17 protein-coding genes are annotated in these 26,227 nt (G+C 46.3%); 15 read left to right on the top strand and 2 right to left on the bottom strand.

Annotated features, from left to right (window positions below; genetic code table 11):
* Nucleotides 1–9 precede the first annotated feature (9 nt).
* On the top strand, nt 10–1,419 hold the full coding sequence (locus L0M98_RS21510) for a RagB/SusD family nutrient uptake outer membrane protein (RefSeq protein WP_227217763.1): 1,410 nt from the start codon (nt 10–12) through the stop codon (nt 1,417–1,419).
* Between the two features lie 121 nt (nt 1,420–1,540).
* Nucleotides 1,541–3,520, top strand: coding sequence for a TlpA family protein disulfide reductase (locus L0M98_RS21505; protein ID WP_227217762.1), 1,980 nt, complete (start codon nt 1,541–1,543; stop codon nt 3,518–3,520).
* 47 nt (nt 3,521–3,567) lie between these two features.
* Here L0M98_RS21505 and L0M98_RS21500 read toward each other — a convergent pair whose 3' ends face one another.
* Entirely contained in the window at nt 3,568–4,965 is a 1,398-nt protein-coding gene (locus L0M98_RS21500) for an alpha/beta hydrolase family protein (protein ID WP_227217761.1), read from the bottom strand.
* Nucleotides 4,966–5,305: 340 nt separating this feature from the next.
* The gene (locus L0M98_RS21495) at nt 5,306–6,472 is read right to left on the bottom strand and encodes a metallophosphoesterase (protein ID WP_227217760.1); all 1,167 of its coding nucleotides are present in this window, start codon (nt 6,470–6,472) and stop codon (nt 5,306–5,308) included.
* A gap of 117 nt (nt 6,473–6,589) precedes the next feature.
* On the opposite strand from L0M98_RS21495, the gene L0M98_RS21490 reads away from it, so the two are divergent.
* The 13 genes from L0M98_RS21490 to L0M98_RS21430 all read left to right on the top strand — a co-directional run.
* On the top strand, nt 6,590–7,126 hold the full coding sequence (locus tag L0M98_RS21490) for an RNA polymerase sigma factor (RefSeq protein ID WP_176555120.1): 537 nt from the start codon (nt 6,590–6,592) through the stop codon (nt 7,124–7,126).
* Between the two features lie 63 nt (nt 7,127–7,189).
* Entirely contained in the window at nt 7,190–8,329 is a 1,140-nt protein-coding gene (locus L0M98_RS21485) for a FecR family protein (RefSeq protein ID WP_227217759.1), read from the top strand.
* 88 nt (nt 8,330–8,417) lie between these two features.
* A complete protein-coding gene (locus L0M98_RS21480; RefSeq protein ID WP_227217758.1) occupies nt 8,418–11,969 on the top strand; it encodes a SusC/RagA family TonB-linked outer membrane protein in 3,552 nt (1,183 codons plus the stop codon).
* Nucleotides 11,970–11,986: 17 nt separating this feature from the next.
* Nucleotides 11,987–13,459, top strand: coding sequence for a RagB/SusD family nutrient uptake outer membrane protein (locus L0M98_RS21475; RefSeq protein ID WP_227217757.1), 1,473 nt, complete (start codon nt 11,987–11,989; stop codon nt 13,457–13,459).
* Between the two features lie 30 nt (nt 13,460–13,489).
* A complete protein-coding gene (locus L0M98_RS21470) occupies nt 13,490–14,530 on the top strand; it encodes a hypothetical protein (RefSeq protein WP_227217756.1) in 1,041 nt (346 codons plus the stop codon).
* A 106-nt stretch (nt 14,531–14,636) separates the two neighbouring features.
* Nucleotides 14,637–15,563: an ABC transporter ATP-binding protein gene (locus tag L0M98_RS21465; RefSeq protein WP_227217755.1), complete on the top strand. Its 927-nt coding sequence runs from the start codon at nt 14,637–14,639 to the stop codon at nt 15,561–15,563.
* A 25-nt stretch (nt 15,564–15,588) separates the two neighbouring features.
* Complete coding sequence (locus L0M98_RS21460; RefSeq protein ID WP_227217754.1) at nt 15,589–17,886, top strand: Gldg family protein; 2,298 nt, start codon at nt 15,589–15,591, stop codon at nt 17,884–17,886.
* 47 nt (nt 17,887–17,933) lie between these two features.
* Nucleotides 17,934–18,860, top strand: coding sequence for an ABC transporter ATP-binding protein (locus L0M98_RS21455; protein WP_186976476.1), 927 nt, complete (start codon nt 17,934–17,936; stop codon nt 18,858–18,860).
* A 40-nt stretch (nt 18,861–18,900) separates the two neighbouring features.
* Complete coding sequence (locus tag L0M98_RS21450; protein ID WP_227217753.1) at nt 18,901–21,237, top strand: Gldg family protein; 2,337 nt, start codon at nt 18,901–18,903, stop codon at nt 21,235–21,237.
* An 87-nt stretch (nt 21,238–21,324) separates the two neighbouring features.
* Nucleotides 21,325–22,662, top strand: coding sequence for a MutS-related protein (locus L0M98_RS21445; protein WP_186976478.1), 1,338 nt, complete (start codon nt 21,325–21,327; stop codon nt 22,660–22,662).
* Nucleotides 22,659–23,990 (top strand): MutS-related protein, encoded by a 1,332-nt coding sequence (locus L0M98_RS21440; RefSeq protein WP_227217752.1) that lies wholly within the window; start codon nt 22,659–22,661, stop codon nt 23,988–23,990. The genes L0M98_RS21445 and L0M98_RS21440 overlap by 4 nt, the downstream gene beginning before the upstream one ends.
* 17 nt (nt 23,991–24,007) lie before the next feature.
* Nucleotides 24,008–25,345, top strand: coding sequence for a TolC family protein (locus L0M98_RS21435; RefSeq protein ID WP_186976482.1), 1,338 nt, complete (start codon nt 24,008–24,010; stop codon nt 25,343–25,345).
* A 20-nt stretch (nt 25,346–25,365) separates the two neighbouring features.
* On the top strand, nt 25,366–26,227 hold an 862-nt coding region (locus L0M98_RS21430; RefSeq protein WP_227217751.1), incomplete at its 3' end, for an efflux RND transporter periplasmic adaptor subunit.

The raw sequence follows: 26,227 nt of genomic DNA, 5'->3' as shown, positions 1-26,227 counted from the left end.
ATGAACGATATGAACAAGAATATATTATTGAGTTTGGTTGTCGGGCTTTCCTGTTCGCTTTCCGCTTGCTCGGATTGGGTGGATATCAAGACGAAGGGGAAATTGATCCCGGAGGAAACGGTGAATTACCGTTACCTGATGAATAACACGGAGAATTTCAAGTACACGCTCGCGTACCATGATGTGGCTTCGGACGACATCAATATGTCCGATGAAACGCAGCAGAACGCTGTATACGAAACGGATAAGTTTATCCCGATATACACGTGGGCGGACGAGATTTACAGTCAGTCGGAAAATGATCAGGAGATGAATGCCGTTTATCAAGTGATTTATAATTGTAACGTGGTGATCGATGAGGTGATGGGTAGTAAAAACGGAACGCAGGCAGAGAAACTATCGATTCGTGCCGAGGCGCTCGTGCATCGTGCCGATGCTTATCTGGCATTGGTGAACGTGTACGGTAAGCCCTATAACACTGCGACTGCTGCGACCGATCAGGGGGTGCCTTTATTGACGACTCCCCGCGTGGAGGGTTCTTTGCCCCGTGCGTCCGTGGAGAGGGTATACGAGCAGATTATCAGTGATTTGAACGATGCTTTCGAGTATCTGCCGGACGTACCGCAGTTCAATTTCTACCCGAGTAAATGTGCCGTTTACGCCTTGAAAGCGAGGGCTTATTTGCTGATGGGGAATTACACGGAGGCAAAGGCTAATGCCGTGGAAGCGTTGAAGTTGCAGAGTGGACTGGAGAATCTGAATCTTTATATCGGTGATGCGGTAACTTACCCGGAAAACTTGAAGGACAAGGAAGTGATACTTGCCAAGATGCCGAGAACGACTTTCTCGTTAACTTCTTATAGTGCCGTTGATCTCGTGTTGAGTGATGGTTTGTTGAACTTGTTTGACCGGGATTATGACCTGCGTTACTTGTATTTCACCAGACCGATGTCCGAGTTAGGCGTGGAGTACACGGGACGGATCTATTTCAAGAATCATTTGTATAATAGTAGTTACCCGAAGTATGAATCCCGTAGCATGGGTCCCTCTGTGCCGGAAATGATGTTGATTGAAGCGGAGTGTTGGGCTCGCGAGGGAAAGACGACGGAGGCGATGAATATCCTGAACACTCTGCGGGAATATCGTTTCTCCCCGGACGAGTACTATACGTTAAGTGCTGCGACCGCGACCGAGGCTTTGGGACACGTGTTGCAAGAGCGACGGAAAGAGTTGATGTGTCGCGGGTTGCGCTGGATGGATCAACGCCGTCTGGCGAACGATCCCGATTTCCCGACACAGACCGTTACCCGCGTGTTTAAAGGTACTACTTATACTTTACAACCCGGTGCGGTACGCTACACGTTCCCGATGGGCGAGTTGTACTTGGAGGAAAACCCGGAGATCGGGCAGATAGAATAAAGAGTCTGTAAGGTCTGTAATGTCCATAAAGTCGAAAGTCCATGGACTCCGAAGGACACGATGACTTTATAGACTTTATAGACCTTATGGACTTTATAGACTTAATTATAATTCGTATTGTATGAAAAAAATCACATTGTTAGGAAGTATCGTGGTACTTCTGTTTATCTCGTGCGCTTTGAGTGCGCAAAATCGCAGACCGTTTCATATTATTCCGCTAGTGCCTGTCGTGGGGCAGGAGGTGAAGTTCACGTATGATAACTCGTTGACTTCGCTTGCCGGGGAAGAGACTGTTCACGGGACGGTCTATTACTGGCAGGATCTACGCTGGGAGGCGGAAGACTTGAATCTGGTGAAAAACGACACGGCTTGGGAGGCTACTTGCATGATTCCTGACCGGTGCGCGTTGGTGGTATGTAAATTTTACGCGGGTGACAAGCAGGATTCGGGCGGACGCGCGACTTATGCCACGATGACTTTCGACCGGGACGGGCGGAACTTGCCCACGTCGTACGTCGGGTGGGGTATGCTGCGCAACAAGAAGTTGGAATCGTTACCCGGTTATTGCGAGGAAGAGGCTTATATTGATGATGACGTGATGCGTTTCTGGCTTAATCAACAGTTACTGAAAGATCCGGGAGCACGGCGGTACGTGTTTTATTACGCTGCCAAGTTATTGAATCAAATGATGCCGGGAGAGAAACACGAGCAGATGTTGAGCGATGTGAATTTTATCGTGAACTTGCCCGAGGTGGACGAGGAAACCCTCTTGAAAGCATTGGAAGTTGCCCGGAATATCGTTAAGGATACAGCGGTTGCCGCCGTTGTGGAACAGCGTATATTAAAGGAATACCCTGACGGGATTCTCGCTCGTGACCGGGAGATATGGCGTATATTCAGAATTAGCGATCCGGACGCGAAGACGCCCGAGTTCGAGGCATTTCTGAAGCGTTTTCCTGTGGAGAAATTCCGAGACACGGAAACGGAAATGACCGGTATGTACCTTGGTAAGATATTCCAATCGGTGGTTTATCAGCCTATTATCAAGAAGGACGATTACAGCCAGTTGTACAAGTATATTCATGATGTGCCCCAGAATTTGTTGCTCACCTTCTACTGGCATATGGTACAAGTACCTTTGAGCACGAACCAGCGGACGCCGGAACAGGTATTGCCTTTCGCGAAGTTGATCTATGACGAGGTGATGACCCGTCCCTGCGAGGGTTCTGCCCGGGTGTATTCCGACCGGGAATGGAAACAGCAACTGCTCGCCAGGGGAAAAGACATGATTCTTGCCCATGCTTCCGTGCTGGCTGCCACCGGGTCACCTGCCGAAGCCTTGGAACTGATGGAGGAGATAAAGGATATTTACGCTTACAAGTCAGCCGTTTACAACGAACTGTACGTGCAGTTGTTGCAGAAGAATGATTATTCCTCGCTCGTGATCCCGACTATCATTACCGGGGTTCGGGAAGATGCCGTGACTCCCGGAATGTTGGATATTTTGCGTGCCGATTACTTGAAGACACACAAGAATGACAAGGATTTTGATGCTTACGTCAATTCTTTGAAGTCACGGGAAAAGCAGCAGGAGATGCAGGCGCATTTGAAAGAGTCGATGATTAAAGAAAAGATCACGCTTTATGCCTTGGAAGATTTGGACGGGAAAAAGGTTGATCTTTCCAAGATGAAAGGAAAGATTATCGTGTTGGACTTCTGGGCAACGTGGTGCGCTCCCTGTAAAGCATCTTTGCCGGGAATGCAGATGGCGGAGAACAAGTACAAGAATGATCCTGACGTGGCTTTCTATTTTATCGCCACGATGGAAACAAAAGCCGATTTCCGGCAGAAGATCAGGGAATTTCTGAAAGAGAAAAATTATTCTCTTGACGTGCTTGTCGATAACGTGAATCCCCAAACGGGTACTCGGTCGGCTGTTTACGACGCGTATTGCAAGGCGTTTAAATTCTCCGGTATTCCCCACAAGATGATTATTGACGGAGAGGGAAACCTGCGTTGGAGCGTGGGCGGGTACATGGGTAGCCCCTCTGCTTTGGCGGAGGAGGTTAGCTTCGTGATAGAAACATTAAAGGCGGAATAAACGAAATGAATAGAAACGGGAGAGTGTTACCGACTCTCCCGTTTTTATTATTTATTGGTTTCCAACCAGTCACCCAGTATTTGTAAGGCTTCTTCCGAGAATACATCTTCAAGATCGGGTATTTCTTCCCGTGTTCCGGTAACACAGCGTTGGAACATATGATTCAAGCCGGGGAGTTCCACGATTTTATAGCGGGTATTGCCACCTTCATCCAACAGTTTTTTTATCGAAGCAAGGTTCTCGTCAGAGGGAACCATGATATCCCGGTCGCCGTTGAGTGCCAGCACGGGACAAGTAATCCTCGGGATATAATCGGCAGGATTGTATTGCACCATTTCACGGTACCAGCGACTTTGTGCCTGATAAAGGTATCGGCTGAAAAAGGATTCTTCCCTGCCGCCGGTGAGGTTTACGGCTTCGAGAGTCGCCTTGTCCTGACGGGATATCCAATTGTCGAAAGCGGCACGCAGGGGGCGTTCAAGAGGCTGCTCGAGAGGAACGGAATGTACCGTTTGAAAAAGAGTGTTGAATAAATCCATAAACTGTCCCACTTGCGCGGAAGTGATGCCCGGGGTGGTTTCAAGAATCGCTTTATTCTGCAATTCCAGAATCTGCAAACCGTCCACGCCGACACCCGCGAGGGAAACCACGAATGAAACATCGGGAGATTCTGCCCCAAGTATAAATGCCACTTGACCGCCTTCGCTGTGCCCGATAACCCCGATACGTTCTTTGTCGGTTTCGGGACGTGTTTTCAAGTAATCGATGCCTGCTTGCGCGTCACGGGCAAAATCTTTCGTGGTAGCCATTTCATACATGCCGTTTGTCTGTCCCGTTCCCCGGTCGTCTGTCCGCAGGACAATAAATCCCCGCCTCGTCAATTCATCGGCCACGCGAAAGAAAGGTTTGTGACCGGAGAACGTGCCGTCACGGTCTTGCTTTCCGGTGCCGGATACGATAATCGCTGCCGGGAAAGGTCCTTTCCCTCGCGGAACGGTCAACGTCCCCGCTACCTGTATGGAGTCGCACGAGGTATAGGTGATGTCTTCGGAACGGTAAGGATAGGGGGGACGGGGATTTTGTGGGAAGTAGAGAGGTTGCAGACTGTCGACCTTGCCAAGATTGAATTCCCGGGTTTTCCCGTACGTTGTCACTTTTGCCCGAATAGAATCCTTGCCGGAATGGAATGTCCCTTCAAACTGAATACCGTCCCGCTCGACAATTGCCAGAATGTCCTTGTCGGAGAAGATGAGCGAATCCGCTTCTGCGTTGTTTACCCATTGTTCCGGGAGCGACAGGAAAGCCCGGTTTATTCCCTCCGGTGTAGTTTGTAACTCGATAAAAATCCGTTTACTGCCTGCTTGTCCCTGCCATGTGTGCGGCGTGGAAGTACAACCGAGTAACGGTAAAAAGAATAATAACGTGATTGTTTTAAGGTATAACATACTTTTGTGATTTTAGTTTCACTCAAAACACCCGAACGGGCGAAAAGTGTCACCGGAAAGGGAAATTTAGAATTTGAAATGAAAGGATTCCCGAAGCGGAGAGAGTAACTAGCTCTCCCTCTGTTTATAGAGGGAAACTGGCGAGTAAGCGAGGGCAGCAGGGAAGCTTGCTTCCTTGTTGCCGAGCGAGAGCCAGTTCGAGACCGGTTTCCGGGCTCAATACCCCGAAGGGGGGAGGGAGTTTTTGTATATGGTGATCGTAAACTCCTCCGGCACTTCGTGCCACCTCCTCTATAAACAGAGGAGGAGCTAAGTTACAGCCTTGCTTCGGTTCTGAATCCTACATTTTTTTCAGCGTGATGACCGTGATTTCCGGCCATGCACCGAAACGCAAGGGCATAAGCCCGATGAATCCCAGCCCGACGTTGACGTACAGACCTCGCGAACCTTCCATGTATAGTCCGCTCCATTCGGGGTACATGAGGGAGGAGGGAGAGAGGCGACCGAGGGCGAATTGCATGGCGTGCGTGTGCCCGGAAAGCGTGAGATCGATGTCCGTGTCGAGCACTTCCCGGCGCCAGTGCGTGGGGGTATGACTCAACAACAGCTTGAAAGCGGTTTGTTCCGTGCCTCGCGTGGCGAGAGGGAGATCGCTGTATCGGTCGAGAGTACGTCCGTCGTCGTCCCCGACACCGAGCAAGGCAATGCTATCCGTGTCACGGTGCAGCATCACGTGTTTATTGTCAAGTAGATACCACCCCATGGCGGCTTGTCGTTCCTTGATGTCTTGCAGGTTCTTTTCACGAGCTTTCTTGCTCGACCAATGACGGTACGGGCTGTAATCATGATTCCCGAGTACGGAATACACCCCGTCGGGTGCTTGCAGGCGGGAGAGAATATCCTCGAAAGGATCGAGCTCCGCCGCCTCGTTATTTACAAGATCACCCGTGAACACGATGATGTCCGCCCGCTGGGCGTTGACGAGGGCGACGGCTTCTCGCAACGCCTCCCGGTTATCGCGCCAGCTTCCGGTGTGTATATCCGAGACCTGTGCCACCCGGTAGCCGTCGAAAGCCGCGGGGAGATCGGGAGACGTGAAGACGATCTGTTTTACCTCGAATTGTTTCCGTCCCCAAAACGTGCCGTACAAAATGACCAACATCGTGGCGGTTCCTGCGACAACACCTAACCACGCGAAGGGATGGGACTGTAATTTCAGCGTGTATCTTGTCGGCAGGTCGAGTAGCGAACAAATGGAAAAAATCACCTTGGGCAGCACGATGGCAAGGTATGTGATCGTGAAAATCCCGATAAAAGATTGTCCGCCGTGTCCGCCTCGTGAAAACAGTAATATCCATAGAAGACCAAGCATCAAGATAACCGACGGCACGAACCACAGCAATCGGGTACGTCGGTTGGCGATATGCCGTTTGATATATAGCTTGTAAATATAGATGTCCGGAATAACGAGTAAGAATATAAAATAGATGGCTAATTTTTCGATCATAGTTCACGAGTATATTTTTTGAAACTCAAAGTTATAATTTCTTTTTTGTTTGATGCGTTATTGATGAAAATATATACCTTTGTCGTGTTAAGTCACGTAATACGGGTGATAGGAGTAATGGTTACATCTGAAAATCAAAAGCGATTTGAAACGATATATCTTGAATATTTTCAAGCTATACGGGATTTTTGTAGCTCCTATCTAAAGGACGAGGAGTTGGCACGGGATGTAGCCCAAGATTCGTTTTTCTCGCTTTGGAATCATTTTAATCCGGTTTTCTCGGAGAAGGAGATCCTTTCTTTTTTGTACACGTCGGCACGGAATAAATGTTTGGATCATTTGCGATTGCAAAAAGTGATCGAGAGTAAGTTTCAGGAATTGAAGGACGAGGTTTACGGTGAGGAGTTTTTTCTGGACGAGGTGACGCGTAATGAAACTTACCGGATCGTGCGCGGGGCCGTGAATAAGTTGCCCGAACGTTCCCGGCAGATTGCCACACTCACGTTGCAGGGGTATTCACTGCAAGAGATCGCCGACGAGTTAAGTGTTTCGATCAACACGGTAAAGACTTTGAAAAAAAATGCTTACGAGAAGTTAAGAGAAATGATTAGTAACCAGTATATTGTATCCGTGCTGTTGAAAATATTCATCTAAATTATATTTTCCATTCACCCGTTTTTTCGACTTCTTCGTATGATGTGTGTTAAAATAAATACGATGAAGCGTGAAATAGAAAAACGAATAGATTTGGCAAGGCAATTTGCGAAGCGTCTGGCTGATGAGAAGGTGGGGCAGGGAGAGGTTCGTGTACCGGAGAAGAAATTGCCTTTGCGGAAACTTTATGACGATATAGAGGTAAATCTTCCCCGTGTGTGTTGGGAGTCGACAGGACAAGAGGAATGGGAGATTTTCCAAAAGAGGTATTTGTCCAAGGAACGGGGACGTCGCCTCGTGTTGGGGTATTCGGCAGTAGCGGCTTGTGCGGTGGCACTATTGGCGGTGGCGTTGTGGCTGTATTTTCCGACTCAGAAGCAAGTAAAACCTTTGATGATTGTGCCCGTGGCGAGTAATTTACCGACGATTTCCGTGAGTGACAAAGAGTATGTTTTGGATTCTGCGGGGATCGATCGTTTGCAACAACAAAACGAGATCGCCGTTATACAGAAGGGGAAGGAGTTAACTTATGCGACAGATTTAGTTGCCGTGGAGGAACCCGTGTGGCACACGATACGGGTGCCGCGGCAGGCGGAGTTCTCGCTGGTACTCGGTGATGGTAGCCACGTGCGGATGAACACGAATACCGTTCTTCGTTATCGGGTGCCTTTTACCGGAGCGACCCGGGAAGTATGGATCGAGGGAGAGGCGTATTTCGAGGTAGCCCCGGACAGAACAAGACCTTTTGTCGTTCATTTTGCGGATAATAGCGTTACGGTATTGGGAACGCAATTCAATATTTCCTGTTACAATGAACAACCGAGTCGTACGACGTTGGTCAGCGGTTCCGTGTGTTTGAGTAATTCTATTGATTCGGTAGTCCTTCTACCGGGACAAGAAGGGGTGATCGGTGCGGATCGACAGGGGATCAATGTGCAGGAGGCGGATGTGGATGTCAACACGGCATGGTTGAACGACCGGTTTTATTTCAAGGAGCGTTCGTTATTCGAGATCATGAGGGCTTTGAGTGATTGGTATGACGTGACAGTTCGTTTTAACGACCGGGATCTCGGGAGTATGCTTTTTTCCATGGAAACGAAACGTTACGAGGATATCGACAGCGTGTTGGAGATTCTGGAAAACACGAAAAAGATTTGTTTTGTAAAAAAAGATGACGTGATCGAAGTAAGACGTAATGAATAGAAAAGCGGGAAGTTCTCGCAAAACTTCCCGTTCTCTATATTCTCGCGGAGCGAGAACTAGTTGTTATTTTAAAATTCAATTCAAAATTATGAAAAAAAACGGTTACACCTGCAAGAAAGGAGTAATTAAATTCCCTCTTGCATTTGTTCACAGGTTTTTGTACCTGTTATTAGGTTTTGTCTTCTTGTCGAGTGTCCCGGGGAACGCACAGGCACAGGAGAAACGATTTGATTTGAAGATGCAGAACGTGTCTTTGGATCGGGTAATTGAAAAGTTGAGGGAGGTAAGTAACCTGACTTTCGCTTACCAGCTTGACGACGTGAAGGCTTATACCAAGGTTAGCTTTGACGTGAAACAAAAAACGGTGGGGGAGATTCTTGACGAATGTTTAAAGAAAACAGAGTTGTCCTGGAAACAGGTGGATGAAACGATTATTATCTATAAACGTCAAGTGCATAAGGAGTTGAGAGCAACGGTGATTAAAGGGGAGGTGCTGGATGTGAACAAGGCACCGATACCGGGAGCCACAGTTAAGCTGGTGGGTACAACGGTGGGTGTTGCCACGGATAGCGAGGGTAAGTACACGATTTCGTTGCCGGTGGAGAAAGGAACGCTGGAATATTCCTGTATCGGGTACAAGACTAAACAGGTGGCTTTTTCGGGGGCGAAGGATATGTTGCGTGTGAGTTTAGAGGAGGATGTGGAGGCGTTGGAAGAGGTTGTGATCACGGGATACCAGGTGATCAAAAAGAAGATGAGTACCGGGGCTACGAGTGATGTAGATATGGGAGATTTAGCATTGGACGGTACGCGGACTTTGGAATCGGCTTTGCAAGGTAAAGTTCCGGGTATGATGGTCATTAACCGTAGCGGTTTGACGGGAACCCGCCAGAGAGTCCGCGTGCGGGGTACTTCCACGTTGTTGGGTAATGCCGAGCCCGTGTGGGTGGTGGATGGAATTATTCAGGAAGATCCGCTTCCGTTCAAGACGAATGATTTCAATAACTTGGACCCTAGTAACACGGATATGATCAATGATTTCGTGGGAGGTGCTATTTCTTGGTTGAATCCTAAAGATATTGAATCAATCACGGTGTTAAAAGATGCTATAGCAACTGCTATTTACGGTACGAAGGCAGCCAACGGTGTGATCGTGATTACGACAAAGAAGGGGAAAGTGGGACGTATGTCTGTTAGTTATTCCGGGGGTATGTCGTATTCTCCGCGGATGACATACAAGAAGTTGGAGTTGATGAATTCGCAACAACGTGTGGATGTATCTCGCGAGGCATACGAGACGAATATTCCTTTGTCCGGAAGCCAAGATATCGGTTATACGGGATTGGCGAAGGCTTACCGTAACCGAGAGATCACATTGGAAGAGTTTACGGCAGGAGCGAAACAATTGGAGATGAATAATACGGATTGGTTCAAGGTGTTTTTCAGAGATGCTATCAGTCATAATCATACCGTGAGTATCTCGGGAGGTAGCGAGGCTGGTACGTATTACGCTTCTTTCGGTATTAATGATAGTAATAATACTGCGAAAGGTAACGGTCAGACTCAATACACTGGTAATCTGAGTATTTCTGCCCGTTTGTGGGAGAAAATCACGTTGAGTACTTCGTTAGCCGGTAGTGTTGCGGAAACGAAAGCTTTTGTGGGAACAGTGAACCCGTATACTTACGCAAGTACAACTAATCGAGCCATTGCAAGATTTACGCCGGAGGGAAAACCTTTCTTTTATGCACACAAGGAGAACGGGTATTTGTATAACTTGGAGAACGAGTTGAAAAATAGTGGTAACGAGAATACAACTTCTTCTTTAAACGGGTCATTGAGTCTTCGTTGGCAGATACTGGAGTCGTTGTCTTTTACGACAACTGCAGCATACAGTTTTTCAAATGTGAATGGGGAAACTTATTACACGGAGCAGTCGAATTATATTGCTGCTAAGCGAATGTATAATTTTGACGAGTTTAGACCGGGAGATCGGGAATATGAAAACTCACTTTTGCCTCATGGTGGAGAGTTGACGCAATCCTCGAGTAGATCGGTGGGATACACTTGGCGTAATCAGTTGGATTTCGTGAAGGTGTTTAATGGAAAACATTCTGTTTCGGCAGCTCTTGGTTACGAGGTGCGTAGTTCAAGAGGAAGAGGTTCCTCGGAAACTGTTTATGGGTATATGCCGGATAGAGGAAAGGTTATTGTAAATATTCCCGCTTATAGTGGAGACCCTTCTTGGGGAAATGTAAATGATATGCATCGTACAACTCCGAGTATTAGTGATTCACAGACAAATACGATGTCTTATTACTTGACATTAGGATATATGTTCGATGATCGTTACGCTTTCAACATGAGTGTGCGAAGCGATGGTTCGAATCGCTTCGGGCAGGATAAGAGTGCTCGTTTCCAACCGGTGTGGGCATTGGGATTCCGTTGGAACATGGAGATGGAACCTTGGATGCAGAATCAGAATATCGTGCGTGGTTTGAATTTTAATTTTTCTTACGGTTACCAGGGGAATGTGGTGAATAATGTGAGTCCGTTCTTGATTGCTACTATAGGTAAAGATCCGTATTCTTATGATTACACGTTGAATGTGAAAGATTTGCCGGCACCAGATTTGAAATGGGAGAAGACACAGAGTATAAATTATGCGATCAGCGGTAGTTTGTTTGACAATAAGATTTCTTTCTCTTATAATGGGTATTACAAAAAAACAACCGATATGGTGATTGCTATGGACGTGCCGTATGAAAATGGGGTGCCCTCTCGCCCGATTAACGGTGGGAAGATGGAAAATTCCGGTTGGGATGCCAGCTTTGGTTTTACGCCAGTGAAAGGAAAGAATTTTATTGTGTCAACAAGTTTCAACATGGGGAAAGTGCATAATAAGGTAAAATCGGAGATAGAGCCCAAGGGTAGTTGGCAGGAAGCTGCCGGCGGTAATTTACCTAAGGAGGGGTATCCGGTATCCAGTTTCTGGGCGTTTCGTTTCACGGGATTAAATTCTGAACACGGAGGACCGATGTTTGACTTGACGGGCTCGGAGTTGGAGGAAGCTAAGAGGGACGCTACGCTTTACATGGAGTATGCAGGGAAGATGGAGCCGGACTTTAATTGCGGGATGTCATTTTCTATCCGTTATAAGACGCTCTCGTTATCCAGCGGTTTATACTTGAGTGTGGGTAACCAGACTTATTTGGCTCCGATGGGTAAGATGTCGCAAAGTATTCCGAGCGAATACGAGAATATGTCGACCGAGTGGGTAAAACGTTGGCGTAAGCCGGGTGACGAGAAAATCACGAATGTGCCCTCGTTGCCGAATAAGATCTCTAGTGCCCGGACGATTAAGGTCGTGGGAGAACAAACAAATCCCTATGATATGTATGCTAAATCGACGGTGCGCGTGGTTGACGCCTGGTATTTGCGTTGTGGTAATATATCGCTCTCTTATAGTTTGCCGGAGAGATTGTTACCGGGTTCTTTGCAGAATCTTGGCTTTTCGTTCTCGTTTGGAAATCCCTTCCAATTGCGGAGTAAGGATTTCAAGGGACGTGATCCGGAGGTTGCTTTGGGTGGGCAGCCGTTATCAAGAACGATGTCGTTGGGTGTTAGTGTAAGTTTTTAATTTTAAAGGAATAGAATATGAGATTGAAGTTATTACTGTTATTTCTGGCATTTTGCTTTATTCAATGTAGCGATTTCCTGGAGGAACAGAGCCAGAGTGAGATCCGTCCGTCGACCGTGTCGGATATGGAGAAGATACTGGAAACAATGGCTTATCCTACTTCAGAGGTGGGGACATTGCTTGCCCGTGGGACGGAGATATTCACGGATAACGTGAGAAGTAATATTGTTACGGAGGCCTCTTATATCAGCATGAAAGAGAAGGAACTTTGGCGTTTCCGTTGGGATCCCCAGATGTTCAACGAAGGTGGTGGAGGTAATGATATTACATTTTGGTCGTTGCCTTATGATCGTATCAAAGGGTGTCATCTGATTTTAGAGTATATTGACGATATGATAGGGAATGATAACCGAAAAGCTCACATAAAGGGAGAGGTATATGCGTTGCGGGCGTATTACTATTTCTCGTTGGTGAATTTCTTCGGTTTACCGTATAATTATGGCGATCCATCAAAGAATCTCGGGGTGCCCTTGAAGTTGACTTCCGGGGTTACGGATGAGAAATTTAAAAGGAATACGGTGAAGGAGTGCTATGATCAGATTATTGAGGACTTGAATAATGGTATCGATTTGATGAAAGCGAATCAAGAAGGAGAGTCGAAATTGATTGCGCGTATGAGGTATACTGCGGGGTATGCGTTGTTGTCTCGTGTTTATCTTCACATGAATGATTGGGATCGGGTGATTACTTATGCTGATTCGGTATTGGATGTGCGTCCCCAATTATTGGATATGAAAGAAACGTCGACTTCTTCTACTGGGGTGTATCACGAATACACTCCTACTGAAGCATTGTGGGCTGTAAGAGAAACGTTTGATGATAACTGGAATATGATGAAACCTTGTTCACCTTCTTGGGATTTGACGGATTTGTACACGATGTGGGATATGAATTATGAGGGGGCAAGTGATAGGCGGCTTCAGAATAATACTTTAGCTTTTTTTAGAAAGGATAGTTGGAGTGTAGACGGGTTGTGGAGATGCGTGATCAAAGGACAGATGGGAAAGTATTGGAATAATGGGGGAATCCGGACCTCGGAGGTGTATTTGAATCGGGCTGAGGCGTATATACGAAAGTATATTGTATCCGGTAATCGACAAGAGGCACAGCAGGCTTTGGATGATCTGAATATGGTGCGCCGTCATCGGTTTGATAAGAATTATGTGGATTTTACATTAAATGATTTTGCTAATGCGGATGAATTGTTAGCTTTCTGTTTACGGGAACGACGTAGAGAGTTATGTTACGAGTCTAATCACCGTTGGTTTGATTTACGTCGTTTGGGCATGCCGGAAATCAAGCATGTTTTTGTGGATCAAGATAACGGGTACGAAACCGAGTATGTTTTGCAGAAGGAAGATCCTCGGTATGTTTTGCCGATACCGAATGCTGTGACTGAGCGTAATCCTAATTTGAAGGGGAATGAATAGTAATAATTGTAACGTTGTAAATTAGAGTATATGAAATTCAGATATTTGTTGTTTATCGTTTTTATCATGGTGCTGTCAGCCGGATGTTACGATGAGGATAAAATTGTACCTACTGAAGGAAGTGAGCGAATGTATTCGTTGCCACAGGGTGATCATGATTATGACGAGGATATTGTCGAGTGGTTCGAGAAATACGGATTCTACACGCTTTATGATTATAATCTAGATGATTTGTATTGGGAGAATACCGGTTGGAGTGAAAAATTGGAACCGAATTTAGGTGGGCGTTTGTTAGCCAAACAGGGAGATCCCGAATATGTGGGTAAGATGTTGAAGTTGTTCAAGGAGTTGTTCTTGGATTATTATCCGGAAGAGTGGCTCAGAGAGTGTATGCCGTTGAAGGTGTTCTTGTGTTCCGGATTGTGGGATGTTGATTGGAAAGAAGGTGGAAGTCTTGAATTTGGCGATTCTACACGACTTTGGGTATATAATGGGTATGACCATATTGCCATTAACGGAGCGAGTCAAGAGATCGACACGATTGGCGAAAGCATGAAAACGAAGTTTATGAAGGATATTAATATGTCTTTTATGGCAAGGTTGATCAATGCGAAGAAGATGGTGGCTCCGAATGACTTTTTGAGACGCAGTAGTTATATATATAAAACTTATTCGAATAATAAGTGGTTCCCTGCGGTGAATGATTTTTCCAATTATCCTTGGGGGTTCGGACCTAATAGTCTTTTTAAAGACGGGTACTTGAACATCCAAACGGTAAAAGAAGGAATGAGTAAAGAACAGTGCCAATTGAATGATTTCTATTATTACGTGGTCATGGTGATGTCTTATTCTTTGGCCGAGTTGGAACAAGAGAATGCCTATTGGAATCAAAGTTATAATGGAACCAATGTTGATTTGCGGGGAGTATTGTATGAAAAGCGCGGTTTCACAAAAGTTCGTGAGAAATATGATGCTCTTGTGAAGTATATAGAGGAAGACCTTGGTGTAAATTTAGATCGTATCCGTTTCCCAGAGCGTTTCGAGACCGAAGAAGAGGAAAATAATAACTGATTTTAGTTTAATTTTTTAGTGATTGTTTATATGTGATGCATCGCCCGTTTTTTGCGGGACGGGCGATGCTTTTAGGGTGTATTGTATGTAAAAATATAACGGTGTTATGGAAGAGATTATAGTAAAAGTAGAACATTTGTCACATCGGTATAGTATCCAGTGGGCAGCGAGAGATGTAAGTTTTGAGATTCCCAAGCACGGGATCTACGGGTTGCTGGGTGCAAACGGGGCGGGGAAATCGACCGTGATGAATATCATGTGCGGGGTGTTGAAGCAGACTGAGGGAGATGTGATAATTGCGGGTGTGAACACGAAGCGGGACACGATTGCCGCCAAGCGGCATATCGGTTTTTTGCCGCAGAAACCTCCTTTATATCAGGATTTAACGGTAGAGGAGTATTTGACACATGCGGCGGATTTACGTTGGATGGCACCCAAGGAAATCAAGAAGGCGGTGGAAGAGGTTATGGAACGTTGTGCCATCACTCACTTCCGTAAGCGGTTGTTAAAGAATCTGTCCGGAGGATACCAGCAGCGGGTTGGTATTGCGCAGGCTATCGTGCATAAGCCGGACTTAGTGGTGTTTGACGAGCCAACCAACGGTTTGGACCCGAACCAGATCGTGGAAATTCGTCGGTTGATCAAGAGTATTGCAGAAGAACGCACGGTGATTCTCTCCACGCATATCTTGTCGGAGGTGCAGGCTACTTGTGACCACATATTGATGATGGATCACGGGAAGTTGGTTTTTTCCGGTACCGTGGACGAGTTTGACAATTACATCGTGCCGAACACGATATATGTTCACTTTGCTAATGCGCCTACTGCCGAGGTGTTGGGGCAAGTGGAAGGTGTGACCGGGGTGGAGGACTTGGGCGGACAACAATTCCGGGTGCGTTTTACCGATGCGCAGGAGGTGATTGAACGCCTCGTGGATCTGAGCACCGAACAGCATTGGCGGATGCAGGAGATTCGGCAGGAGAAAAATTCGCTGGATACGATATTTGCCAAGTTGACCGAGAAGGGAAATTAATTGCTAAACGTTAAAGAGATTTATTATGAGAGCCATATATAAAATAGCGAAGACGGAATTACAGATGCTTTTTTATTCGCCTATCGCTTGGTTATTGTTATTGTGTTTTATTTTTCAGACGGTGTTTTTTTACACGGGTATGCTCGAGGGATTTGTGCTTGACGTGGAAAATTCCGGGAGGACTTATTGGTGTTCTTATCGTTTATTTATCATGGGACATGGCGGCGGATCGGGTTTGTGGCCGAGCGTGGTAAAAATCCTGTACTTGTATATCCCCTTGTTGACAATGGGGGTAATCAGTAAGGAGTTGAGTAGCGGTTCGATAAAATTATTGTATTCTTCACCGATTAGCAACACGCATATCGTGTTAGGAAAATTCTTGGCGATGGTGGCGTATGCGTTTTTGTTGACCTTGATATTGTTCGTGTATGTCGTGTTTGCTTGGTGCACGATCGATAACTTCGAGTGGGCATGGATATTGACCGGGTTGTTGGGAATATTTTTGTTGACCTGTACCTATATGGCGGTGGGTATATTTGTTTCCAGTTTGACTTCTTATCAGGTGATTTCAGCGGTAGGTACGTTTATCGTGTTGATGTTGTTGGGTATGGTGAGCGGCTGGGGACAGCAGTATGACCTTGTGCGGGAAATTACCTATTGGTTGGGGATGAACGGACGTGTGAATACTTTTATTAGTGGTATGCTTTGTAGCGAGGATTTGATTTATTTCTTGACAGTGATTGCTTTGTTCCTGATGTTGACGATTATTCGTTTGCATGCTATTCGCCAGAAACAGAAATTCACGATTACGCTTTACAAAAATCTCGCGGTGATTGCTTTGGTTTGCCTAGTGGCTTTTATTTCGTCACGTCCGGCATTGTTAGCTTACGCGGATACGACTTCCACGAAAAAAAACACGTTGACTCCCGTGGCTCAAGAGATCGTGGGGAAATTGGATGGGGGATTGACGATTACTTCTTACGTGAACGTGCTTGACTCGAGATACGGTACTTACGCTTATCCTCATTTTATCATGAAGAATCGAGAGGCTTCTCGTCACTTTACACGTTTCAAGCCGGAAACAGAGTTGAAAGTCGTGTATTATTATGCGGATCCGAACGAGGGGATGCCGGGACGTCCTTCCGCTTGGCAGCAAGCCCGGCGATTGTGCGAGGTGTACGAGATGGACAGTACGATGTTGTTGTCGAGAGCTGAGGTGGATAAGATGGCGGATTTGGCGTCACAAGGATATAAGTTTATACGGGAAGCAGTCCGCGAGAACGGACAAAGAGAGTGGTTACATGATTTCACGGGTAGAGGATTGTTGGAAGAGGGTGCGACTGCCGTGGCGTTGAAACGTATGGTTATGGATGTGCCCAAGATCGGTTTCGTGACGGGACATCGGGAGAGAAGTATGTACGGGGATGTGCCGTATGACATGGGATACTTGTTGACGCATAGATGGAATGGCGGTTCCTTGGTAAACCAGGGATTTGATATGGTGGAGATAACCTTGGATAAAGATATACCAAAAGATATTAATATATTGTGGATTGCGGATATGCGCACGGAGTTGACTCCGGAAGAAGAGAGCGTGTTGGGGAAATATATTGAACGGGGTGGAAACCTGATGTTTATGGGAGAACCCAGTCACCGCGAGGCTCAAAACAAGGTGTTGGGTAAGTTTTTCGGGTTGGAATTGACACCTTTGTTGGTGGGACCGGATGTTCGGTTCAAGGGAACTTTACCGACGGCAAACCTTTTGGCAACGGTTCCGACTCAACGGGTGAAAGATTTGATGTACCAGATGAAATCTACTTATCGGATTGCCCACGAGAATTGCGCGGGGATCGAGCAAGTGGAGGATAAGGGGTTCAAAGTGGAAGCTTTCTTGAAAACGGATACGATCGGTCCGGTGTGGACAGAATTGGAAACCACCGATTTCGTGGATGACACGGTGAAATTTAATCCGGCAGTGGGAGAGGTGTCCAAAGTGTTTAATACTGCGGTGGGGCTGACCCGTCAGGTGGGAAACAAGGAACAACGGATTATGGTGACGGGAGATGCCGATTGTTTGTCGAATAACGAGTTTGTAATTACGAGAGGGGTTTCTGCTGCCAATGGTAATTTGTTGGCGGGGTGCGCTCTTTGGATGTCATACGGTGAGGTTCCCTTGGATACGCGGCGTCCGGACACGAAGGATTCAACCGTGTCGATATCTATGGCTTGGTACAGGATATTTAAAGCCGGGTTTAAATTCGGGTTGCCGATCTTGTTGCTGGGATGCGGGGTGTTTATTTGGTTCCGGCGGAGAGGAAGATAAGCGAGTGTGAAAATTTTGGTATGATAAAAAAGAAATAAAAGATATTTATGGAAGAAGCTATCGTAAAAGTGGAACATTTGTCACATCGTTACAGTGTGCAATGGGCTGTCAAAGATATTAGTTTCGAGATCCCGAAGAGAGGTATATACGGTTTGTTAGGCTCTAACGGGGCGGGGAAATCGACCGTGATGAATATTATATGCGGGGTGTTGAAGCAAACGGAAGGAAATGTGCTTATTCATGGTGCGGATACGCGTTTGGAACCTTTGGAGGCGAAGAAACATATCGGGTTCTTGCCTCAGCAAGCACCCTTGTACACGGACATGACAGTGGAGGAGTACTTGACGCATTCGGCTTATTTGCGCCGGATGCCGGATAAAGAGATTAAATCGGCAGTGGAGGAGGTGATGGAGCGTTGCTCTATTATGCATTTCCGGAGCCGTTTGATCAAGAATCTTTCCGGGGGATACCAGCAGCGTGTAGGTATCGCGCAGGCTATCGTGCATAAGCCTGCCTTGGTGGTGTTTGACGAGCCGACAAACGGGTTGGACCCGAATCAGATTTTGGATATTCGCCGCCTGATACAGGATATCGCGAAAGAGCGGACGGTGATTCTCTCCACGCATATTTTGAGGGAAGTACATGCGATATGCGACTACTTGTTGATGATCGAGCAAGGGAAGTTGGTGTTCTCCGGAACGGTAGACCAGTTTGATAATTATATCGTGCCGAGTACTATATTTCTACAATTGGCGGACGCCCCGGCTCCCGAGGTGTTGATGCAGGTGGAGGGTGTGACTGGCGTGGAGGAGCTGGGAGGACAACGTTTCCGCATCTCGTTCGAGGAAGCGGAAGGCGTGTTGGAACGCTTGATAGAAGCCAGTTCCCGCAATCGCTGGCGATTGATGGAAATCCGGCCGGAGAAGAGTTCGCTGGACGATATTTTCGCGGCATTGTCGAAACAAGCGCACTGATGTATGAATTTAAGGTATGTGACTATAAAAAAATGAGATTATGAAATTGATATATAGAATAGCGAAGGCGGAGTTGCGGATGCTTTTTTGCTCTCCGGTGGCATGGTTCCTGTTGGTGATATTTACTTTGCAGACCGCTATGTACTTCACCGGAAGATACGAGTGGTTTATGAAAGGGAATGAATACGGGAGCGGGAGAACGATGATGGCTTCCATGTCTTTGTTCGCGAACGGGATTTGGGGTATCGTGCAGAATTACTTGTATTATTATATTCCGTTGTTGACGATGGGGTTGATCAGTCGGGAGTTGAGTAGCGGATCTATCAAATTGTTGTATTCGTCGCCGATACGTAATTCGCAAATTATCTTGGGTAAGTTTTTGTCAATGGTGATTTATGCCGCTTTGATGTGCGGGATACTGTTGCTTTACGTGGTTTACGCGGCATTTACCGTGGAGAATTTTGAGTTGCCGGTAGTGTTGGTCGGTTTGTTGGGATTGTTCCTGTTGACTTGCACGTACGTGGCGGTGGGTATTTTCGTGTCCAGTTTGACTTCTTACCAGTTCGTGGCAGCTATCGGGACGTTTATCATCTTGATGCTGTTGAGCATGGTAGGTGGCTGGTGGCAGGAGTACGACATCATTCGTGACGTGACTTATTGGTTGAGTATCAACGGGCGGGCTTCTACTTTTATTATGGGTATGCTTTGCTCGGAGGATGTGTTGTATTTCCCGGTTGTGACGGCTTTATTCTTGTTTCTAACGGTGGTACGTTTGAATGCGGTGCGTCAGAAAGTGCGTTGGCAGGTTTCTTTCGGTAGATATATGGCGGTCATCTTGATTGCTTGTACGATAGGATATTTTTCTTCCCGCCCGAAATTGATGGGGTATTACGATGCATCCTCCACGAAATGGAACACGTTGACGCCGCATAGCCAGGATATCGTGTCTAAATTGGATGGTGGCTTAACGATTACAGCTTACGTGAATATCTTGGGACCGAATTATCAGATGTTCGCTTTCCCCGATTTTATTCAACGTAATCGGGAACAATTTAAACTGTACGAACGGTTTAAACCGGAGATGAAATTGAAAGTGGTGTATTATTACGACACGATCACCCCGGCTGACGGGGTATACGGGGAAACCTTTGCCGAAAGATTGGCGAGCAAGAATCAAACCGTACACCAAGCGGCTAAGAAAATGTGCGAGTTATTCCAGTTGGATACCGTTTACCGGGTATTGAGTCCGGAAAAAATTCGGAAGATAGCGAATTTGGAGGGAGAGAGAACGTTTGCTTGGGAATTGGTGCGTGAAAGTGGTGAAAGAGCTTGGTTGCGTACGTATGATGACCCGATGCAACCTTTCCCCGGAGAGGCGGAGATGTCTGCTGCCATGAAACGGATGACGTTGGAAGTTCCGAAGATCGGTTTCGTGAAAGGTTACGGTATGCGTTCCATTCATGACACGAAAACTCGCGGTTATCACTTTTTCGCTTACAAGAAAGATTTCCGTCAGGCATTAGTAAACCAAGGTTTTGAAACGGTAGAAATTGATTTAGAGAATGGTATTCCATCCGATGTGAATATTGTAACAATTGCTGATATGCGTGAACCCTTTACCGAGAACGAGGAACAGGTTTTGGCGAAATATATCGAAAGAGGAGGTAACTTGTATATTTTGGGCGAGCCGAGAAGACGGGACGTGATGAATTCCCTGTTGAACAAGTATTTTGGCGTGGAACTATTGGAAGGTACGTTGGTTCAATATCGTTTGGAATGGTTACAACCGGATATATTGAATTGTATGATTACTCCCATGGCGAGAGAGTTCAGTTACTATTTCGGGTTGGCTAATGGAGTCATGTTACCGACGGCTGCCGGGTTGGAGCAAGTGGCTGACCGGGGTTTCAAAGTAACTCCCGTGTTGGTAAGTGATACATTGAATATTCAGAGGAAAGAGAATCGTTCATATGCAGTGTGGAACGAAATGGAGTCTTTGGATTACGTGGAGGAGCGTTTGACACTTAATCCGGCGAAAGGTGAGGTTGCTAAGGATTATTGCACGGGAATGGCATTAACCCGTATGGTGAACGGTAAAGAACAACGTGTTATGATCTTGGGAGATGCTGATTGTATTTCTAACGGGGAGATCACGGAAGGTCGTTCCCAGACGAATTTCATCATGGATTTGGGTACGTTCCATTGGTTGAGTAATAATGAATTACCTATTGACGTGAGAAGACCGGGTACTACAGATAACCGGGTTGATATCGGCAGATACGGGTTTTACGTGATGAACTGGGGATTCAAATGGATTATCCCGTTGTTGCTTGCCGGTGCCGGAATCGTGTTGTGGATTAGAAGAAGATCCAAGTAATTAAGTGATTTATGATTTACGATTTATGATTTCGGAAGGCCGGATGATTGAATCGTAAATCTAAAATCTAAAATCATAAATTGAATCATGAGTTTCAAAATAGATAAGCAAACATTGACGGATTTGGCTATATTCGGCACGGGTAAGAGCCAGTCGGTTTATGAGATTTTCAACCGGACTCACTCTCGCGGGGGTGCTCGGTTGCTGGAAGAGATGTTCCAGTATCCTCTTTCTGAAATTGACGCCATTGAAAGCCGGAGTAAGGCTATCGCCTATTACATGGATAGCCGGATGTCCTTTCCTTTTCGGGGGGCAATATTTGATGCGATTGAATTTTACCTGAATAACACGGACAGCAGGACTCAGTTGATGGCACAGGACAATACCTTGGGACGGAAGGTAAAAAACATCATGGGTTCCGACACGGATTATACATGGATACACAATGGAATCATGGGATGTCTGGAAATGTTGAATACCTTGAATGACTTTCTGGATTCCGGGGGTGAAGCGAGTGACCAGAATGTCAAGAAAGCCAATGACGAACTGAAAACATTGCTCGCCAATGAGAAATGGAATTGGTATCGGCAGGAGAAAGGGAAGAAGAAAGTAAATTACGAGCAAGCGGTAAAATACGATAAGGTGTTCCGGTTTGAAGAGCGGAGTAAATTGTTCAAGATGATGTACAATATATACTTGATGGACGTGTATATTACGGTGGGTGAAGTTGCCAGAGAACGGAATTTCGTGTTTGCCAAAGCTTTGCCGGCGGGGGAAAACGTGTTGAAGATGAAAGGCGTTTTTCACCCGTTCCTGAAGAAACCCGTGGGGAACACCATTAACGTGGACAAGAACAGCAATGTCATATTTCTCACGGGAGCGAATATGGCGGGTAAATCAACCTTTATGAAGTCTTTCACGATAGCCTTGTTTCTGGCTCACGCGGGATTTCCCGTGCCGGCGGAGGAGATGGTGTTTTCCGTGCGTAACGGGATGTTCACGACCATTAACTTGCCGGACAACCTGAGCATGGGGTACAGTCATTTTTATGCCGAGGTGTTGCGTGTCAAGAAAGTGGCACAGCACTTGTGCCAGACGGAAAATCTGGTTGTCGTGTTTGACGAACTTTTCCGGGGCACGAACGTGAAAGATGCTTATGATGCCACGTTGGCGGTGACGGAAGCGTTTGCCGGGATACCGGATTGTTTGTTCATGATTTCGACTCATATCATTGAAGTGGGGCAGGTTTTAAAGGAGCGTTGTAAAAACATCCGTTTCGTTTACTTGCCGACGGTGATGGAAGGAAGTGTGCCGAGATACACGTATCAATTGACAGAGGGAATCACGAATGATCGTCACGGGATGATCATTATCAACAACGAGAAGATAATAGAAATAATAAACGGGGAAGGGGGCACGTTATGAGTTTCGAAACAGACAAGCAGACATTGGAGGATTTGAATATCTTGGGGCGGTACAAGAATAATTCGGTTTACAGTATTTTTTGTAATACGGTAACACGCGGGGGTGAACGCCTGCTGGAAAGGATGTTTCTCAATCCTTTGACGGATGCCGCAGAGATTAACCGACGAACCCAAATCTTCCGGTATTTCAAAGAGCATGATATTGCTTTTCCCGGCGAAACGAGAGAGTGTGATATCGTGGAGCAATATTTGTCGGGCGCCAGCGGTAAACATTGGGTATTTAATCTGGCGGTTCTATTAAGGGCGAAAACGCTGGAATTAATAGGAAATGATACCGTTATAAATCAGTGGCATGAACAAGTGATAACCACGTTGTTTTTCTTGCAAAAAGCTCAGGGATATTTAGACGAGATTGTCAAGACAATCACGGGAAACCCGTTGGAAGAGAGAATCAAGTGGGGACATTCCCTGTTGCGGGACAAGGCGCTTGCCCGTGTGTTGGGTTTTCGGGGAGAAAAGCTAAGTTTGAGCGAGATGTTTAAGTTTGACAAGATATTGCGTTGTGATTTAAACAAGAAACTCGTTGATTTCGTGAAATTATTTTATGAAATAGACTTGAATACCGTGGTAGGGCGGGTTGCCCGGGAGCGGGAATTTTGTTTTCCGGTGGCTTACGCGGATAGTGAGGTTTCCATGGGGATACGGGGTTTGTTTCATCCCGCTTTGCCGGGTGCTGTGTCTAACGATCTGGAAATCACGAAAAGCAGGAATATCTTTTTCCTGACGGGAGCGAACATGGCAGGTAAATCCACGTTGATGAAATCTTTCGGCATAGCTGTTTACATGGCACACATGGGATTCCCCGTGGCGGCGAAAAGTATGGAGTTCACGGTACAGGACGGGATATATACTTCAATCAACGTGCCGGACAACATTAACTTGGGATACAGCCATTTTTACGCCGAGGTTTTACGGGTGAAAAAAGTGGCCGTGGAAGTGAGTTTGTCAAAACGATTGGTCGTGATCTTTGACGAGTTATTCAAGGGCACGAACGTGAAAGACGCTTTCGACGCCACGCTGGCAGTGACACGGGCTTTGGCAAATCGTCGGGCTTGTTCTTTCATGATCTCCACGCACATCATTGAGGTCGGTCAAGAATTGGGGAAGACGTGTGATAACGTGACTTTCGCGTATCTCCCAACTGTGATGAAAGACAAGGTGCCGACTTACACGTACCGTTTAGAAAATGGGATAACGAGTGACAAGCACGGGATGATTATTATTAATAACGAGCGAATCGTGGAAATCATTCGTTCGAGAGTAAGATAAACTGCAAGAATTTATTTATGAGAAAATTAAATGATGTTTATTCACGTTCGGGAAACGTGAAGTGGGGAAACCTTATGTCTTTGGTGTGCATATGTATCATAAATTTGAGTGCGATAGACGGGATGGCACAACAGAAGCCATGGTCTTTGCGGGTATGTATTGAACATGCCAGAGAACATAATCTTCAAGTAGAATACGCCAGAGTATCTTTGGAAAATACTTCAGTTGACTTGTCAAGGGAGAAAGCCCAGCGGTTACCATCACTTGATTTTTCGAGTACCCAGGGGTGGGGACACCAAAAGTCAAGTTCCTACACGGGTAGCTATTCCTTGAACGGAAATATGGCGCTTTACCAGGGAGGCAAACTCTCCCGTTCCATCCAGCAGCAGGAATTGGTTGAAAAAGCCATGACGCAAGATGTACTTGTTGCCCAAAATGATATTGAAATAGCGGTGACAAAGGCATATTTGCAAATTCTGTACGCGAATGAAACTTTAAAAACCGACAGGCAGACGCTGGAAAGTTCCGGAGAGCAACTGGCACGGTCGAAAGCCTTGCTTGATGCGGGTTCTATCAGCACAAGCGATTTCGCCCAAATGGAATCTCAATATAGCAACGATCAATATCGGGTGATACAGTCCGAAAATGATCTGGCTTTTTCCAAGTTACAATTGAAACAACTTTTGGAACTCGGACTGGAAGACGATTTCGATGTTGTGTTCCCGGAATTGGACGAGAGAAATGTGCTCGTTGCTATTCCCGGGTTAGATGAGGTCTACCGGGAGGCATTGCGGGTTATGCCTGAAATGAAAAGTAGCCGGTTGAACGTTGAATCGGCAATTCTGGGTGAAAAAATCGCCAAGGGAGATTACTTGCCAAGTATCTCGCTCACGGCTTCCGTCTCCACGAATCATGATTCCAAGAGTTCGGGGTCTTATTTTTCACAAATGGATGATCGCTTGAATGAAAATGTCGGGATTAATATTAGCATTCCGATCACGAACCGGAAGAAAGCTCGTTTAAATGTTTCAAAAGCTAGGCTTCAAACCGAGCAATCCCGGCTAGCCGAACGTAATACCCGAAAAGATCTGTTGCAAACTGTGGAATCATTACATCAGGATGTCGTGGCAGCCCAAAGTCGCTATTCGGCAGCCAATCAACGGGTAAAATCGGCTTACACGAGTTACCGGCAGGTGCAAGAGGAATTTGATGCCGGAATGAAGAACCCAGTTGATTTGCTGGTGGAGAAAAATAACTACCTGTCAGCCTTGCAGGAACAGATTCAAGCGAAATACCAAGCAGTCCTCGCGTTTAAGCTATTGAATTTTTACAGGAATGAATCGATAGATATATAATTTGATAAAAATAATTGAAGATGAAAAAGATAGTTATTGCAATAATTATTGTTGTGGGAGCCATACTCTTGTTTTTCTCCTTTCGCCCGAAAGAGAAAGAAACAGTGAATTACGAAGTGTTCGAGGTTAAGAAAGGGGATATTCGTAACACGATCACGGCGACGGGCACCATAGAACCGATCACGCAGGTTGAGGTCGGAACACAGGTTTCCGGGACGATAGCCCGTATTCTAGTGGATTATAATTCAGAGGTGAAAAAGGGTCAGCTTATCGCTGAACTGGATAAAACCGTGCTGGAATCGGAGTACGAGTCACAGTTGGCAACGCACTATTCCAACCAGAACGAGTACGATTACCAGAAGAAAAATCACGAGCGCGTGGCAGGATTGCACGCCAAGAATCTGGTGAGTGATTCGGATTTCGAAACCTCCGAATACCAGTACGAGAAAGCTCGCCGGGCGTTGGAACGCTCCCGTTCTGATTTATTGAAAGCGAAGACGAACCTGAATTATTGCATGATATACTCGCCGATAGACGGGGTCGTTATTTCCCGAGCCGTGGACGAGGGACAGACCGTGGCGGCAATGTTCAACACGCCGAAATTATTCGTTATCGCGAATGATTTGAGAAAAATGCGGGTGATTGCCGACGTGGACGAGGCTGATATCGGTCAGGTGAAAGAGGGACAGAAGGTGATATTCACGGTAGACGCCTTCCCGGACGAACATTTCGAGGGAGCGGTGACACAAGTACGATTGGAACCGATCGTGACATCGAACGTGGTTACTTACGAGGTGGTGATTGACGCGCCGAATCCTGATTTGAAGTTGAAACCGGGTTTGACGGCGAGTATCACGGTGTTGACGCACGAGAAGACGAATG

It is taken from the genome of Butyricimonas sp. DFI.6.44 (assembly GCF_022132345.1).
GTDB classification, from domain to species: Bacteria; Bacteroidota; Bacteroidia; order Bacteroidales; family Marinifilaceae; genus Butyricimonas; species Butyricimonas muris.
Note: the sequence above shows the minus strand (reverse complement) of the source record. Positions and strands in the feature narration are given on the sequence as shown.